The sequence below is a fragment of the Kitasatospora sp. NPDC085464 genome (assembly GCF_044541955.1).
Classification (GTDB): Bacteria; Actinomycetota; Actinomycetes; order Streptomycetales; family Streptomycetaceae; genus Kitasatospora.
Map to the genome: position 1 here is coordinate 129,094 of NZ_JBITTM010000023.1, position 15,654 is coordinate 144,747.

The 15,654-nt window shown below is 74.1% G+C and carries 11 protein-coding genes and 1 tRNA gene; 7 read left to right on the forward strand and 5 right to left on the reverse strand.

Going from position 1 to position 15,654, the window contains the following annotated elements; translation table 11 throughout:
• Positions 1-25: 25 nt before the first annotated feature.
• Both ACIGG8_RS21625 and ACIGG8_RS21630 read right to left on the reverse strand, forming a co-directional pair.
• Positions 26-595: an FHA domain-containing protein gene (locus ACIGG8_RS21625; RefSeq protein ID WP_396549894.1), complete on the reverse strand. Its 570-nt coding sequence runs from the start codon at positions 593-595 to the stop codon at positions 26-28.
• A 46-nt stretch (positions 596-641) separates the two neighbouring features.
• Positions 642-1,508 (reverse strand): FhaA domain-containing protein, encoded by an 867-nt coding sequence (locus tag ACIGG8_RS21630; protein WP_396549896.1) that lies wholly within the window; start codon positions 1,506-1,508, stop codon positions 642-644.
• 420 nt (positions 1,509-1,928) lie between these two features.
• Here ACIGG8_RS21630 and ACIGG8_RS21635 point away from each other — a divergent pair.
• Positions 1,929-2,012, forward strand: a tRNA-Leu gene (locus ACIGG8_RS21635).
• An 89-nt stretch (positions 2,013-2,101) separates the two neighbouring features.
• Here the strand turns inward: ACIGG8_RS21635 and ACIGG8_RS21640 are convergent.
• A complete protein-coding gene (locus ACIGG8_RS21640) occupies positions 2,102-3,247 on the reverse strand; it encodes a sensor histidine kinase (RefSeq protein ID WP_396549898.1) in 1,146 nt (381 codons plus the stop codon).
• On the reverse strand, positions 3,244-3,894 hold the full coding sequence (locus tag ACIGG8_RS21645) for a response regulator transcription factor (RefSeq protein WP_350526486.1): 651 nt from the start codon (positions 3,892-3,894) through the stop codon (positions 3,244-3,246). The genes ACIGG8_RS21640 and ACIGG8_RS21645 overlap by 4 nt, the downstream gene beginning before the upstream one ends.
• Before the next feature lie 344 nt (positions 3,895-4,238).
• Here ACIGG8_RS21645 and ACIGG8_RS21650 point away from each other — a divergent pair, with 344 nt between their 5' ends.
• Positions 4,239-6,068 (forward strand): phosphatidylglycerol lysyltransferase domain-containing protein, encoded by a 1,830-nt coding sequence (locus ACIGG8_RS21650; protein WP_396549900.1) that lies wholly within the window; start codon positions 4,239-4,241, stop codon positions 6,066-6,068.
• Positions 6,069-6,324: 256 nt separating this feature from the next.
• Complete coding sequence (locus ACIGG8_RS21655) at positions 6,325-7,038, forward strand: hypothetical protein (protein WP_396549902.1); 714 nt, start codon at positions 6,325-6,327, stop codon at positions 7,036-7,038.
• 51 nt (positions 7,039-7,089) lie between these two features.
• On the opposite strand, the gene ACIGG8_RS21660 is transcribed toward ACIGG8_RS21655, so the two are convergent.
• Positions 7,090-9,909 (reverse strand): SpoIIE family protein phosphatase, encoded by a 2,820-nt coding sequence (locus ACIGG8_RS21660; RefSeq protein WP_396549904.1) that lies wholly within the window; start codon positions 9,907-9,909, stop codon positions 7,090-7,092.
• 246 nt (positions 9,910-10,155) lie between these two features.
• Between ACIGG8_RS21660 and ACIGG8_RS21665 the strand changes: the two genes are divergently transcribed.
• From ACIGG8_RS21665 to ACIGG8_RS21680, 4 genes are all read left to right on the forward strand, one after another.
• The gene (locus ACIGG8_RS21665) at positions 10,156-11,385 is read left to right on the forward strand and encodes a rhodanese-like domain-containing protein (RefSeq protein ID WP_396549906.1); all 1,230 of its coding nucleotides are present in this window, start codon (positions 10,156-10,158) and stop codon (positions 11,383-11,385) included.
• 118 nt (positions 11,386-11,503) lie between these two features.
• The gene (locus ACIGG8_RS21670; protein WP_396549908.1) at positions 11,504-12,166 is read left to right on the forward strand and encodes a DUF5819 family protein; all 663 of its coding nucleotides are present in this window, start codon (positions 11,504-11,506) and stop codon (positions 12,164-12,166) included.
• Positions 12,163-13,470: an HTTM domain-containing protein gene (locus ACIGG8_RS21675; RefSeq protein WP_396549909.1), complete on the forward strand. Its 1,308-nt coding sequence runs from the start codon at positions 12,163-12,165 to the stop codon at positions 13,468-13,470. The genes ACIGG8_RS21670 and ACIGG8_RS21675 overlap by 4 nt, the downstream gene beginning before the upstream one ends.
• A 9-nt stretch (positions 13,471-13,479) precedes the next feature.
• Complete coding sequence (locus tag ACIGG8_RS21680) at positions 13,480-15,594, forward strand: FUSC family protein (RefSeq protein WP_396549911.1); 2,115 nt, start codon at positions 13,480-13,482, stop codon at positions 15,592-15,594.
• The last annotated feature ends 60 nt before the right edge of the window (positions 15,595-15,654 follow it).

Below are 15,654 nucleotides of genomic sequence, written 5' to 3' on the forward strand. Positions count from 1 at the left end.
ACGGGATGCTGTCCCTCATGCGCTACTACTTCCGCAGTTCGATGACGGTCCTGCCGATACGGATCGGCATGCCCGGCTGGAGCGGGGTGGGCGCGGTCAGGCGCTGCCGGTCCAGATAGGTGCCGTTGGTGGAGCCTAGATCCTCGACCGTCCACTGCCCAGTCTGATCCGGATAGATCCTGGCATGCCGGGAGGACGCGTAGTCGTCGTCCAGCACGATGGTGGAGTCGTGCGCGCGGCCGAGCGTGATGGTCTGGCCCTGCAGCGCGACGGTGGTGCCGGCCAGCGAGCCCTGGACCACGACCAGCTGGGTCGGGGCGCCGCGACGGCGTCCGCCGCCGGGCTGGGTCTGGGCCGCCGCAGTGGGCGCCGCGGTGGCCGTGGCGGCCGCTCCGGCGGGGGGAGGCGTGGGACGACCCGCGGCCTGGGTGGTCGCGGCGCTGCCCGCCGTGGCGGACGCACCGCGACGGGAGGAGCGCGGGTTCACCTTGGTGCCGAAGAGGTCGCTGCGGATCACCTGGATCGCGACGATGACGAACAGCCACAGCACGGCCAGGAAGCCCAGCCGCATGACCGTGAGGGTCAGTTCTGACATGACCGTCCCGCCAGTCGGTGAGCGAGGCGAGCGAACAATTCGGACACTACCCTTCGACCTGCCGGTAGACGATGGTGGTGGAGCCCACGACGATTCGGGATCCGTCGCGGAGCGTAGCGCGCTGGGTGTGCTGTCCGTCCACCACGATGCCGTTGGTGGACCCCAGGTCGAGCACCATCGAAGGGCTGCCGGGCCGGATCTCGGCGTGCTTGCGGGAGACCCCGGGGTCGTCGATCCGCACGTCGGCCTCGGTCGAGCGGCCGAGCACGCAGGCGGAGCCGGTGATCTGGTGGCGGGAGCCGTTCACCTCGATCCAGCGGCGGACCGAGGCACCGCCGTGGCCGGCGCCGGGGAGGTTGCGGACGTTGCCGCCGGCGGGCGCGGGGGGGCCCGGGGGCATCGCGGGGGGCGCCGCCGGCGGCGGGGGCGCGCCGTACTGCCCGGCGCCGGGCTGCTGCCAGGGAGCGCCGGGGGCCGGGGCGGCCGGCGGGCGCTCGTAGCCGGGCTGCTGCGGCTGCGGGGCGTACTGCTGGGGCTCCTCGGCGGCGAGGGTGCGGCTGCGGACCCGGTACAGGCCGGTGTCGAGGTCGTCGGCCTTCTCCAGGTTCACCTGGAGCGGGCCCATGAAGGTGTACCGCTGGGCCTCCGCGTACTCGCGGACCATCCCGGCCAGCTCGGTGCCGAGCTGTCCGGAGTAGGGGCTGAGGCGCTCGTGGTCGTGCGGGCTCAGCTCGACGATGAAGTCGTTCGGCACGACGGTGCGGTCGCGGTTCCAGATGCTCGCGTTGTTGTCGCACTCGCGCTGCAGCGCTCCGGCGATCTCCACGGGCTGGACCTCGGACTTGAACACCTTGGCGAAGGTGCCGTTGACGAGACCCTCAAGTCGCTGCTCGAACTTCTTCAGCACTCCCATGGGGCACCCCCTTCCAGGGTTCGTTCGCCTGCCTGCCGGCCGGATCCCGCCGGGGAACCGGTCGTGCCTACTTGCGGTACTTCCGTACTGATCGTATCCACGCCGGGCCCTTCCGTACGGTTCCCGGACCGTGTGGTGCCCGGGGGTGGGCTCGGACACACAGGGTGACGCATTCCGGGTACGGCACGCCAGGTGTGCCGGTCGGAGCCGCCGCCCGTCCCTCGGGCACGCGTTCGTCGGGCACCCGTTCGGATGCGGTCGGTCTCGCCGGAGAACCGATTCGGAGCAGCCCTCCGGGTCGTGCTAATGTTTTCCACGTCGGAAGGGCCGCCCCGAAAGGGAGGCCGGAACGAAGAAGCGCGAAGTCCTCATGGTACCGAGCGGTTCGGAAGATCGGTCGGCAATGAGGACAACACCCATGCGCGGGTGGCGGAATAGGCAGACGCGCTGGATTCAGGTTCCAGTGCCCGAAAGGGCGTGGGGGTTCAACTCCCCCCTCGCGCACAGCGAAGCCCCGCAGATCTACGGATCTGCGGGGCTTTCTCGTTTCCCCGGCTTCGTCGGATCGTTCCGGCCCGGCCGGGCGCTTCGGTTCAGGAGCGGGTGGCGGGCAGCTCGGCGCGGACCTCGAAGCCGCCGTCGTGGGTGGGGCCGGCGGTGAGGGTGCCGCCCAGCAACTGGGCGCGCTCGCGCAGGCCGACCAGGCCGTGGCCGCCGCCGGGGAGGGTCTCGGCCGGGTGCACCGCCGGGGCGTCGTTGCGGACCTCGACCCGCAGCCGACGGCCCTTCGCCCGGACCTTCACGTGCACCGCCGCCTCCGGGGCGTACTTGGTGATGTTGGTGAGCGCCTCCTGCACGGTGCGGTAGGCGGCCCGCTGCACCGCCTCCGGCCAGGGGCGGTCGCCGGGGTTGAGCTCGGCGTCGGCGGCCAGGCCGCTCTCCTCGATCAGCCGGGGCAGGTCGGCCAGCCGGGGCTGCGGGGCCAGCGGGGCGTCCGGCACGCCGCCGGTGCCGCGCAGCACCCCGACCATCTGGCGCAGCTCGTCCAGGGTCCGGACGGACAGCTCGCGGATGGTGCGGGCGGTGGTCACGGCGGCCGGGTCGGTGGTGCTGACCTGGAGCGCACCGGCCTGGATGCTGATCAGGCTGACCTGGTGCGAGACCACGTCGTGCATCTCCCGGGCGAGCCGGCCGCGTTCGGTGATCAGCACCCGCTCGGCCAGCAGCCGGCTCTCCCGCTCCTGGCCGCGGGTCAGCTCGTCCAGCCGGGCGGCCAGCTCGCGGCGGGTGCGGGCGAGCAGCCCGGTGGCGGCCGGGCCGGCGGCCAGCATCACGGCCTGGATGGCGTCGAGGGCGGTGGCCCGGCTCAGGTCGAAGACGTCGGCGGGCAGCGGCCAGTGGAAGAACTCGACCAGGGCGAAGAGGACGCCGCAGGCGACCACGATCCGCGGGCGGGGGCGCTCGGCGGCCACCGTGTAGACGGCGGTGATCGGGGCCAGCCAGATCTCCTCCACCCAACTGCCGGGCATGGTGAGCAGCAGCACCGTGACCGGGAAGCGGCGGCGCCAGAACAGTGCGAGGGCGGCCACGGTGGAGAGGGTCAGCTGCCACCAGGTGGTGTCGCGGGCCACCAGGGCCGCGTCCAGCAGGGAGTACAGGACGGGCAGCAGCAGCATCAGCCAGGGCGCGGTGCACCAGGCCGGGAGCCGTCGGGACGGCAGCGGGTCGGCGGTCGTCATGCCCCGTCGCCGGGCTTGGGCCGGACCAGGCCGGCCCGGTGGGCGAGGACGGCGGCCTGCACCCGGTTCGCGGCGCCGAGCTTGCCGAGGATCGCGCTGATGTGGTCCTTGACGGTGCCGGTGCCGAGGAAGAGGCGGTCGGCGATCTCGGCGTTGGACAGGCCCTCGCCGAGCAGCGCGAGGACGTCGAGCTCCCGGCTGGTGAGGGTGCGGGCGAGCGCGGTCGCCTCGGCGTCCGGGCCGCCGCCGTCCACGTAGCCGCCGATCACCGTGCGGGTGACGGTCGGGGAGAGGATGTTGCCGCCGGCCGCGAGCACCCGGACGGCGTGCACCAGCTGCTCGGGGGCGGTGTCCTTGAGGAGGAAGCCGGCGGCGCCGCCCCGCAGCGCGGTGCCGATGAACTCGTCGGTGTCGAAGGTGGTGAGCATCGCCACGGCGGGCGGGTCGGGCTGGGCGCGCAGGCGGCGCAGCACCGAGATGCCGTCGAGGTCGGGCATCCGGATGTCGAGCAGCACCACGTGCGGGCGCAGCCGCTGGACGTGCTCCTCGGCCTGGCCCCCGGAGCAGTCGCCGACCACCTCAAGGTCGGGGGCGGAGCCGACGATCAGGCCGAGGCCGGAACGGACCAGGATCTCGTCGTCGACGATCAGCACGCGGGTGGTGGTGATGGTGCCTCCTCGGTTCGGGCGGCCGGGTGGGGGGCGGTCCGCGTGGGTCGTTTCCGAGGGTAGGGGTAGCGGGGTCGGGGCGCCGAACGTGTGGGGGATGGCGACCCCCGCCGTTCGGCGGGGGTGGGAATCCGCTACCCGGTTCACGTAATTCTCAGGCTTCGTGGGGAACCATGGAGTTGGCTGACCCTTTCCGGCCCGCTCCCCCCACCTGGGCGGACGGTCGGACGGGTGTCGCCGGTCAGTCCGTCGGGCCCGTGCGGGCGCCCGGCGCCGGGCCGTACGCGGATGCGCCCCACCATCTGATCGTTTGGAATTGAGCTGTGTCGTCCACTGTGAAGTCGGAGCCGTCCGCCACCTCCCCCGGGCCCCGGCCCGTCGGTGTGCTCGACCGCTGGCGCCCGAGGGCCGCCGTCGCCTCCGTCTGGTACCTGCGCCTGATCGCGCTGCTGAACGTGGCGACGGTGCTGCTGGTGCCCTTCCGCAACCAGGTCAGCGAGCACAACGAGGGTGAGTACTTCACCCCGTACCTGATGACCTCGGGCCTGGCCAGCGCGGTGCTGTCGGTGTTCCTCGCCATCGCGATGCGGCGGCGGAAGCGGGCCGCGTGGATCTTCAACGCGGCGCTCGGCGGGCTCTTCGCGCTGCTCTACCTGGCGCTCATGGCACTTCCGGACGAGCGTTTCCACGCGCATCCGCTCAACTACTTCTCCACGATCCTGACCTGCCTGTTCGTGCTGGCCCTGCTGGTCGGGCGCAAGGAGTTCACGTCCAAGGGGGACAGCTCCAACCCGAAGACCGCGGCGGCCACCTTCGTCGGCGGGCTGCTGTTCGGCGGCCTGGCCGGTTCGCTGTTGGTCTGGGCGACCAACGAGCTGTCCGGCGCGGGTTTCTGGGACCTCTTCCGGTACTCGGTCGGACGGATGATCACCATCACGCCGTCCGAGCACCTGCGCTCGGTGATCGCCGCGCCGACCTGGGTGAACGCCGCGATCAACGCGATGGGCGGGGTGCTCTTCCTGCTGGTGCTGTACGTGGCCTTCCGCAGCCCGCGGGGCACCGAGCTGCTGACCGCGGAGGACGAGGCGAAGCTGCGCGGGCTGCTGGAGAAGCAGGGCGAGCGGGACTCGCTCGGCTACTTCGCGCTGCGCCGGGACAAGGCGGTGATCTTCTCCCCCAGCGGCAAGGCGGCGGTCACCTACCGGGTGGTCGGCGGCGTCTCGCTCGCCTCGGGCGACCCGATCGGCGACCCGGAGGCCTGGCCCGGTGCGATCGACGCCTGGCTGGCCGAAGCCCGCGAGCACGCCTGGGCGCCGGCCGTGATGGGCGCCTCCGAGGAGGCCGGGGTGATCTACGCCCGGCACGGGCTGGACGCGCTGGAGCTGGGTGACGAGGCGATCGTCGAGCTGGACGAGTTCTCGCTGGACGGCCGCGCGATGCGGGTGGTCCGGCAGGCGTACAACCGGGTCAAGCGGGCCGGGTACACGGTGCGGATCCGCCGCCACGAGGACATCGCGGAGGCGGAGATGGCCGCGCTGGTGGCCAAGGCCGACGAGTGGCGCGACGGGGCGACCGAGCGCGGCTTCTCGATGGCGCTCGGCCGGCTCGGCGACCCGGGCGACGGCCGCTGCGTGATGCTGGAGTGCAGCGACGGCGAGGGCGAGCTCAAGGCGCTGCTGAGCTTCGTCCCGTGGGGACCGGACGGGCTCTCGCTGGACCTGATGCGCCGGGCCCGGGACACCGAGAACGGCCTGATGGAGTTCATGGTGATCGAGCTGCTGCAGCGCGCCGACGAGGTCGGGCTGAAGCGGGTGTCGCTGAACTTCGCGATGTTCCGCTCGGTTTTCGAGCGCGGTTCGCGGCTGGGGGCCGGACCGGTGCTGCGGCTGTGGCGTTCCGTCCTGGGTTTCTTCTCGCGCTGGTGGCAGATCGAGTCGCTGTACCGGGCGAATGCCAAGTACCGGCCGATCTGGGAGCCGCGCTACCTGCTGTTCGAGAAGAGCAGCGAGATTCCGCGGATCGGCATCGCCAGCGCGCGCGCCGAGGGCTTCATCGTCGCGCCGAGCCTGCCCGCCCTGTTCCGACGCCGGCACGCCGGAACCGCCGTGGCGGCGCCCCGGGAGCCGGTGGCGGCCCGGGACGGGAAGGGGTAGCCCTCCGTCGGGGGGCGGAGGGGGCCGGTCGGTCGAATGGGGGTCCGGAGGGGGGACGAGTCTCCCCCCTGAGGATGACCCTTATCCCCATCCGTGCCGATGTGCCTTTGTTAAGAGGCTTCTAATGTTGGACTAGACGAGAGTTCGGGGATTCGGAGAAACGGCTGTGATTTTCAGGACCCACGCGGGGGGCGTGCGAAAGGGGCCGCTGGCGCTAGCCGGAACGGCCGCTGTCGCCGAGTGGGGAACGTTGTTCGTGACGGTGCGGAACACGGTGGTGCGAAAGAAGTTCGCAGCGGTTCCGTTGGCCACGCTGGCGACGTTTCTGATCCTGCTGTTCAGCATCGTCCAGCACCTGCCGGGCGGTGAGCACTTCGTCAACCGGATCGGGGTGGTGCGGGCGGCGCTGCCGCTGGACGTCTCGCTGCTGCGGACCCCGCTGTCGCTGTACGTCCCGGCGCTGGACCTGCCGGTCTGGGGGGCGCTGGCCCAGGTGTTCGTGGTCTTCGCGATCGCCGAGATCGTGCTCGGCCGGCGGATGACCCTGGTGGTCGCCTACACCTGCACACTGGCGGGCACGCTCTTCGCCCGGGTGGGCGTCGCGATCGGGCCGCACCACCTGTTCGGCTTCCCGAAGTGGGTCGCCTACGTGCGGGACACCGGGCCGTCGGCCGCGGTGGTGGCACTGGCGATCTGCATCGCGTTCCGGTGCCGGGCCTGGTTCACCGCCTGCCTGGTGGTGGCCGTGATGGTCGGCGAGGCGGTCGTGCTGCCGAACCTCGCGGGCCTGGAGCACGTGGTCGCGGTGATCACCGCGCTGCTGATCGCCGTCTCCGTCGAGGTCTTCGGGGACTTCTGGCCGCGGGTGCTGGCCGGGGTCGGCGCCGCCACCTCGGTGGCCACGGCCGCCTCGCGGGAGGTCGCGGTGGAGGCCCGGCGGCGCCGGCCGGCCGGGGCGCTCATCCCCTGACGGACAACCGTCCACCCCTGACGGCCGCGTACGGACACCCGTACGCGGCCGTCAGGCGTGCGGGAGGGGCAGTTCGAACCAGACGACCTTGCCGACGGCCTTGCGGGCGGTGCCCCAGCGTTCGGCGAGCTTGGTCACCAGGGTGAGGCCGCGGCCGGTCTCGCCGAGCTGCTCGGCCGGCTCCAGCGAGGGCAGGTTGTGGTTGTCGTCGCTGACCTCGACCAGCAGCTTGTCCACCCGGATCAGCTGCAGCTGGACGCGGTCCCGGGCGACCCGCACGGCGTTCGTCACCAGCTCGCTGACCAGCAGCTCGGTGGTGTCGCTGAGGGCCTCCAGGTGCCATCCGGCCAGCTTCTCGCGGACCAGCGAGCGGGCGCGGCGGACCTCGCGCTGGTCCACCGTGAGGTCCCAGGTGGCCACCTCGGACGGGGCGACCCCGTCGAAGCGGGCCACCAGCAGCGCCACGTCGTCCTTGCGGTCGTCCGTGTGCAGGCGGCGCAGCACCTCGTCGCAGGCCTGCTCGGGGCTCTGCTGCGGGTCGATCAGGTTGCCGCAGAGCGCGGCGAGGCCCGCTCCTATGTCCCCGCCCCGGACCTCGACCAGGCCGTCGGTGCACAGCACCAGCATCGAGCCGTCCGAGACGTCGATGGTCTTGGCGACGAACGGCACCCCGCCGACGCCGATCGGCGCGCCGGCCGGGATCTCCAGCAGCTCGCCGGTGCCGTCCGGGTGTACCAGGACGGGCGGGACGTGGCCGGCGCTGGCGAGCTCGCAGGTCCGGTTGATCGGGTCGTAGACCGCGTACAGGCAGGTCGCGAGGTGGTCGTCGCCGAGCTTGTGGGCCAGGTTGTCCAGATGGCGCAGCAGCTGGCCGGGCGGCAGGTCCAGGGCGGCGAGGGTCTGCATGGCGGTGCGGAAGCGGCCCATCGCGGCGGCCGAGTGGATGCCGTGGCCCATCACGTCGCCGACCACCAGGGCGACCCGGCTGCCGGGCAGCTGGATCGCGTCGAACCAGTCGCCGCCGACCTCGGCCTTGGGGTCGCCGGGCAGGTAGCGGTGGGCGATCTGCACCCCCGGGATCTGCGGCGGGCGGGTCGGGATCATCGAGCGCTGCAGGGTGGTGGCGACCCTCGCCTCGGCGCGGTGCAGCCGGGCGTTGTCCAGCGACAGCGCGGCGCGGACGGCCAGTTCCTTGAGGGTCGCGGCGTCGCTCTCGTCGAAGGGGGCGCGGTCGGGCAGCCGGAGCAGCTTGAGGATGCCCAGCACGGTGCCCCGGGCGGAGAGCGGGACGACCAGCATCGAGCGGCCGGAGACCACCGGGGCCAGCCGGGCGCCGCCGAGCGCGATCGCGTAGTCGACCGCGACGTCGGCGCTGACCACCGGGACCAGCACGGGCTGGTTCAGCTGCAGGGCCATCCCGGGCGGGGTGCGGCGGGGCATGCTGACCAGCGAGCCCTCGGTGAGCACGTGGTCCCAGGCACCGCCGGTCTGGTTGTAGACCAGGGCGACCCGGCGCAGCATGGTGTCGTCGTCCGGGCGGGCGACCGGCAGCTCGGAGTCCGAGATCAGCCCGTCCACCAGGTCCACGCAGGCGAAGTCGGCGACCCGGGGGACCAGCACCTGGCACAGCTCGTGCGCGGTGAAGCCGAGGTCCAGGGTGGTGCCGACCTTGCCGCCGACCTCGTTCAGCAGCGCCAGCTGCTCGCCGGCCTGGCCGTTGGTGAGGAACGGGCCGAGCCGTCCGGAGGGCGGGCCCTCGGCGCTCGCGGGCGCGGGGACCGGGACGGGCACGGCGGCGGGCGGGGCCTGGTCGGCGCGGAGCGTCGGGTGGTCCGTGGCGGACGACTCGACGGCGGCTCGGTCGATGGTGGCTCCTCCTCCCGTGGGTGGGGGCACCTCCCGGCCGGAGGCCGGGGGAGGCACGGACGGGCCGCCGCCTGCGGCGGCGCCGCTGACGGCGGCGACGGGCTGGGCGACGGGCTGGGGGACGGACAGGTCGGCGGCCTCGCGCGGGGTGGTGTCGCGCTGGGCCGGGAGCTGAGCGGTCGGACGGCGGCCGGGCGAGGTCTGCTCGGGCTGCGGCGGCGGGCCGACCCGGGCGGCGCGCTGCTGCGGCGTCGGGTAGCGGCGGCCCAGGCCGGCGGCCGCGTGCGCCGTCCCGGTCTGCGCGTCGGCGGGCAGCACCGGGAGCACGGTGACCGCGTCCAGCCGCAGGGCGGGCAGCCCACCGAGCCCGATCGCGGTCAGCATCGCCGGGCGGTGGGCGGCGGGCAGCAGCCGGGCCAGCGGCTCGGGCACCCGGTCGGTGGGCGCGGTGAGGGTGGCGGCCAGCCCGTGGAAGCCGCCCCGGGCGGCGGGGGCGGCGGCGAACGGCAGCAGCCGCTCGCCGAGCGCCAGCCGGGGGCCGGCGGTGCGCAGCGGGCGGGCGTCGGCGGCCAGGGCGAGCAGCCCGCCGGCCGGGCCGGGCAGCGGGTAGGCCCACCAGAGCACGTCGCGCTGGTGCTCCTCGCGGTCGGTGACGGTCAGCCGGCCGGCCCAGGGGCGGCCGGCCGCGGTCAGCTCGGCGAGGGTGTCGAAGGCGTCGCAGGCGCGGCGGACGGAGCACCGGCCGAGCGCCCGCGACTCCACCGCGGGCAGCAGGCCGGAGGCCGGGCGGTCGTGGGCGACGTCGGCGCGGTGCCCGAACAGCTCCTCGGCGGCCCGGCCCCACTGCGCGATCCGGCCGGACCGGTCGACCTGGACGAGGGCGAGCCGCAGCAGGGCGGCCACGCCCGTCGGGTGGTCGCCCGGTTCGGTTCCGTCGGCCGCCGGACGCGGTGTGGAGTTGGACTCGGCCACCATGGATTCGGTCTGCTCCCGCCTGGCCGCCACGCCTGGAGGCGGCCGTCTCTCCGGAGGAAGGCACGCTGCGGATACCAGCGAAGCACGGACCGGGCCGGGCTTGATACCGAAACGGGGAGATTCCTCAGTATCGGTTGCGTGTCGCGTGTCGCGCGCCGGTCCGTACCCCCGGTTCACCCGGACGGGGCTTTCGCGCGCGGCGGTAGGGTGGCAGGCCGGACCGCCCGCGCGGCGGCCCCACAGGACGCAGCCGCCCGGACGAGACAGAGGCGAGAAGTGAGCGCGCAGAGCCCCGCCCGCTGGACGGACCCGGAGCAGCAGGAGCTGGAGGAGCGGGTCGCCGCCGCCGAGCTCGCCTGGCTCAGCATGGACGTGGACGTGCAGACGCTGCGGGTCGAGATCGACAACTTCGCCCTGATCCACCACCAGCTGCTCGGCCCGCTCTACGCCCGGTTGGACGAGCTGGACGCACTGGTCGCCGAGGCGGTCGCGGCCCGCACCGGCCGGCCCGAGGACCTGCGCCGGGCCGCCGAGGCACGGCAGCAGGTCGAAGAACTGCCCGACCTGGACGCGCTGTTCGACTCCGTCCAGGAGCAGCGGGAGCAGTCCGGCCGGGGGGAGGAGGCGGCCCCGCCGCCGCCCGCCGCGCCGACCCGGGTGCGGCCCGGCAGGGAGGCCCAGCGGATCTACCGCGAGCTGGTCCGCCGCGCCCACCCCGACCTGACCACCGACCCGGCCGAGCAGCAGCGCCGGGCCGCCTTCCTGGTCAGGGTCAACGAGGCCTACGCGTTCGGCGACGCCGCCGCACTGGAGGGCCTGGCCGCCGAGTGGTCCACCGCGCCCGAGGCCGCCCCCGCCGTCGACGCCCCCGACCGGTCGGACTGGCTGCGCCGCCGGCTGGACTGGCTGACCGCCAAGATCGCCGAGACCGCCACCGAGCAGGTCCGGCTGGAGCTGACCCCGATGGGCCAGCTGCTCGCCCTCGCCCCGCATGACCCGGACCGGCTGCTGGAGCAGCTCGCCGAGGAGCTGCTGGCCAAGGCCGCCGACCGGCAGGCCGAGCTGCAACGGCTGCTCGGCGGCCCCGGCCCGGTGGACGGCGACGGTTCCCAGCCGGTGGGCGACAATGGCACGGACCCGATCCACCCCCAGCCTTCCCACGCCCAGGAGAGCCACACGATGTTCGCGCAGATCCCCACCGCCGACGCCGCCGCCGTGCCCGCCGACGCCGCCCTGCTGGACGTGCGCGAGCAGGACGAGTGGGAGGCCGGGCACGTGGACGGCGCGCTGCACATCCCGCTGGGCCAGGTGATCGCCCGGCTCGGCGAGCTGCCCGACGAGAAGCTGTACGTGCTCTGCCGGGTCGGCGGCCGCTCCGCGCAGGTCGTCCAGTACCTGGTCCAGCAGGGCCGGGACGCGGTGAACGTGGACGGCGGGATGCACGCCTGGCAGGGCGCCGGCCGTCCGATGGTGAGCAGCACCGGCCAGGACGCCTTCGTCCTCTAGGCCCGTCTTCAAGGGGCCCGTCGGCAAACTCCCGCCCGGCACCCGGTAGGGCAGGATGGGCGCGCGCGAGCGCGCCGGTACCGGGCCGGGGGTGCCCGCCGACCGGGCTGGGGAGGCCATGACGGAGACGACGGACCGGCCGGCCGCAGGGAGGGCCTGGTCGAAGCCCGCGCAGCTCGTCCTCGGCCTCGCCGGGGCGGCCCTGATCGGCGGCACCGGCCTGTTCCTCGCCGCGGTGTTCCTGCACGTCGCGCCCGCCAACGCGCTGTCCCGGCAGTACCGGACCGCGGTCGACGGCGTCGTGTACCCGGAGTTCGAGCAGAACTGGAAGCTGTTCGCCCCCAACCCGCTGCAGCAGAACGTCAGCCTGGACGCCCAGGTGCGGACCGTCGCGCCCGGCGGGGCGACCACCACCCGCGACTGGACCGGGCTGACCGCGCAGGACATCGCCGCGATACGGGGCAACCCGGCGCCCAGCCACGTCGACCAGAACCTGCTGCGCCGGGCCTGGGACTTCTACGACGGCTCGCACAACCCGCAGGACGAGACGCCGGCCAACGCGCGCGGAAAGCTCGCCGAGCAGTACCTGAAGCGGATCGCGCTGCAGCGGATCGGCCGGGAGGCGGGCGGCGAACGGATCCTGGAGATCAGGTTCCGGGTGACCACGGTGACCGTGCCGCCGCCGTCCTGGAGCGGCGAGGCCGCGCCGCCCGAGCCCAAGGTGCGGGAGCTGCCGTGGTGGCCGGTCGCGGACGAGGACTACCGGGGACTGCTCGGATGAACGGGGTGTCGGCGCGGGACCCCCGGCCGGACGGCGCTGCGGTGCCGGACGCCGCGGTGCCGGACGCCGCGGCGCCGGCGGACGGCGTTCCGCGGCAGGCAGCCGCCGGGCAGCCGCCCGTACCCGGGCCGGACGCGCCGGCGCCGCGCGGGCCCAGGGCGACCGAACTGATCGGACGGGCCGTCGGGGCCTTCACCGGGCGGGTGCTCGGACGCCACCAGGCCGCGGCGGTGCGGATCGGGTTCGGGCTGGTCTGGCTCGCCTACCTGCTGCGCGAGTGGCCCAACCGGCGGGTGCTGTACGGCGACCGCTCCCCCTGGTCGATGGAGCTGGCCGACCGGCTGCTGGGGGACGACGGGGCGTTCACCGTGCTGCCCTGGTTCGGCGGCCGGCCCTGGTTCGAACTGGTCTACCACCTGGCGGTGCTGGCGGCCCTCGGCGTGCTGCTGGGCTGGCGGACCAGGGCGAGCACCGTGCTCTTCATGGTGACGGTGCTGTCGCTGCAGAACCGCGACGTCTTCCTCGGCGACGGCGGCGACAACGTCGTCCACCTGATGGCGGTCTACCTGGTCTTCACCCGCTGCGCCGAGGTCTGGTCGCTGGACGTCCGGCGGGCTCGGCGCACCGGGCGGGACGGCCCCGGCGGGGTGGCGCTCTGGGCCGTCCTCGGGGCCGTCCTGGCGGTCTGCCAGTTCGGCGGCTTCGCCGGCGGGAACCTGACCTGGACCAGCCCGGACTTCCCCCACCTCGGCTGGTCGCCGCTGTTCTGGGGACTCTGGGCGGTGGCCGGGGTCTGGTGGACCGTCGGGCGGCTGCGGCCGGACGGCGAGCTCCGGGCGGTGCTCGACGCGCTGGCCACCATGGTGCACAACTGCGCGATGCTGGTGATCGCCGTCGAGGTGGTGCTGATCTACGCCACGGCCGGCTGGTACAAGGTGCAGGGCTCGCGCTGGCAGGACGGCACCGCGCTCTACTACCCGGTGCACCTGGACTACTTCACCCCCTGGCCCGGGCTGTCCGCGCTGGTCGGCTCGGCGCTGCTGCCGGTCTTCCTGATCTCGTACGGCACCGTGGTCCTGCAGGTGGCCTTCCCGTTCACGCTGCTCGACCGGCGGGTCAAGAACGTGCTGCTGGCCGTCATGATGCTGGAGCACATCGGGATCGCTGTGGTGCTCGGGCTGCCGGTGTTCTCGCTGGCGATGATCGCCGCGGACGCGGTGTTCCTGCCGACCGGGGCACTGCTGTGGGCGGCCTCGCGCGTGCGTCGGATCCGTACCGGTCTGATCCGGCGGGAGCCAGCCTAGGATGTCGGTATGTCCTGGTTCGCCGCACTTCGTGACACCGCGCGGACCGGACTCACCCTGGACCGGGCGCTCACCGACCCCAAGCGGGCCGTGCGCGGGGCGGTCGCCGTCGCGCTGGTGCTCTTCCCGACGCTCGCGCTCGGCGGCGTCCCGCTCGCCACCTCGGCCGCGATGGGGGCGTTCATCGCCGGCTCGGCCACCTTCCAGCGCAGCTTCCGGCCCCGCGCCAGCCTCGCCGTCGCGGCCGGCGTCGGACTCGGCATCAGCACCTTCCTCGGCTACCTGGCCGCGGGGGTGTACGGGCTGTTCCCGGTGCTGCTCGCGGTGTGGGCCTTCGGCGCCGGGCTGTCCTGGGCGCTCGGGCCCACCGCCGGGGTGGTCGCGACCAACACGGTCTCGGTGATGCTGATCGTCGTCCAACTGCCGGTCAGCACCGTCACCGCGCTCGGCCACGGACTGGTCGCCGCCCTCGGCGGGGTCGTCCAGGCCGTCGTCATCACCGTCTGGCCGATCGGGAGTTGGACCGCCCAACGCGTCGCCCTCGCCGACACCTACGCCGAACTCGCCGACTACGCACGCCGGTTGCGGCAGGACCCGACCGCGCACGTCGACCCCGAACCGTTCATGACCGCCCGGCACGCCTCCGCCGTGACGCCCTGGCAGGACCGCCACCGGCCGCCCGAACTGCGCGGCCTGCGCGGCCTCGCCGAACGCGTCCGGCCCACCCTCGCCGCGCTCGCCGACCCCAAGGTCGGTGCCCCCGGGGAAGGGCCCGAACGCGACCGGGCCCGGGAGGTGCTGGCCGCCGCCGCCGAAGTCATGGACGCCCTCGCCCGGGCGATCCGCACCGGCGACCCCGTCCGGCTCCCCCGGTCCGCTCCCGCGCTCACCCTGATCCGGCCGGACGACGAGGGACCACGGCTGCGGGGCGCCGCCCGGCGTTCCGCCCGACGGCTCGGCGGACTGCTGCGGAAGGCCGCGGACACCCTGGACCGCAACGACGCGGACACCATCACCACTCCCGTGGTCGGCGCCGGCGGGGCGCTGCACAAGCCGACGATCGGCCGGATGCTGCCCGTCGCGGCGCGGACCGTCCGGCGGCAGCTGCACCCCCGTTCGGCGATCTTCCAGCACGCCGTACGGCTCGCCGGGGTGGTCACCGCCGCCTACCTGCTGGCCCGGCTGGCCGGGTTCCACCACGGGTACTGGGCGCCGATGACCGCCGCCATGGTGATGCGGCCGGACTTCGCGCAGACCTACAGCCGGGGCGTCGCGCGGCTGGCCGGGACGGTCGTCGGCGTCGCGGTCTCCACGCTGGTGGTGCAGCTGGCCCACCCCGGGGAGTGGGTGCTGGCCGCCCTCGCGGTGGTCTGCATCGGCGGGGCGTACCTCGCGTTCCGGACCGGGTACGCGCTGACCACCGTCGGAATCTCCACCTACGTGGTGTTCCTGCTCGGGCTGCAGGAAGGGAACCCGCTGGTCACGGCCGTCGAACGGGTCGGGCTCACGCTGCTCGGCGGATCGATCGCGCTGGTCACGTACGCGCTGTTCCCCACCTGGCAGACCGCGCGGCTCGGGGAACGGCTCGCCGAGTGGCTCGCCGCCGCCGGGCGGTACGCGGGAGCGGTGATCGCCTGCTACGAGACCCCGGCGGCGCCGCGGGGGCGAGCCGTGCGGAGCGCGCTGCTGGACTCGCGGGAGGCGCGGTCCGAACTCATCCAGGCGATGCAGCGGGCCGACGCCGAACCGGGGCGGCACGAATCCGGACTGGAAGGGGTGAGCCGGCGCCAGATCGACCGGGCCGTGGCGGCGGTCGGAGCGCTCGGGCGGGCGGCGGTGCTGCTGGAAGCACACCTGCCGGTGGCGGACGCCGATCCGGTGCCGGGGACGGCGGCGTACGCGGAGGAGCTGCGGCTCGCCACGGCGCTCGCGGCGGCGGCGCTGCTGACCGGGCAGGCGGTGGAGTTCGAGGCGGTGCGGGCGGCGCAGGCCTGGCTGGAGGAGGGGCTGGCGGGGGCGCCGGCGGGGGTTCAGCGGGACGTGGTGCGGGCGGGGGTGCGGTTGGTGGGGCAGGCGTTGCGGGATCTGGAGCGGGCTTTGCGGGGCAGTGCGGAGGGGCGGTAGGGGGTGGGCTTTCGGGAGGGTGGGGGTGGACGGACGGGGGCGGCTCCGGGGGTGGCCGCT

Coding starts and splice junctions, on each gene's coding strand:
- ACIGG8_RS21640 (WP_396549898.1), bottom strand. CDS start 3,247: ATGACGACCGCCGACCCGCTGCCGTCCCGACGGCTCCCGGCCTGGTGC.
- ACIGG8_RS21630 (WP_396549896.1), bottom strand. CDS start 1,508: ATGGGAGTGCTGAAGAAGTTCGAGCAGCGACTTGAGGGTCTCGTCAAC.
- ACIGG8_RS21625 (WP_396549894.1), bottom strand. CDS start 595: ATGTCAGAACTGACCCTCACGGTCATGCGGCTGGGCTTCCTGGCCGTG.
- ACIGG8_RS21680 (WP_396549911.1), top strand. CDS start 13,480: ATGTCCTGGTTCGCCGCACTTCGTGACACCGCGCGGACCGGACTCACC.
- ACIGG8_RS21670 (WP_396549908.1), top strand. CDS start 11,504: ATGACGGAGACGACGGACCGGCCGGCCGCAGGGAGGGCCTGGTCGAAG.
- ACIGG8_RS21675 (WP_396549909.1), top strand. CDS start 12,163: ATGAACGGGGTGTCGGCGCGGGACCCCCGGCCGGACGGCGCTGCGGTG.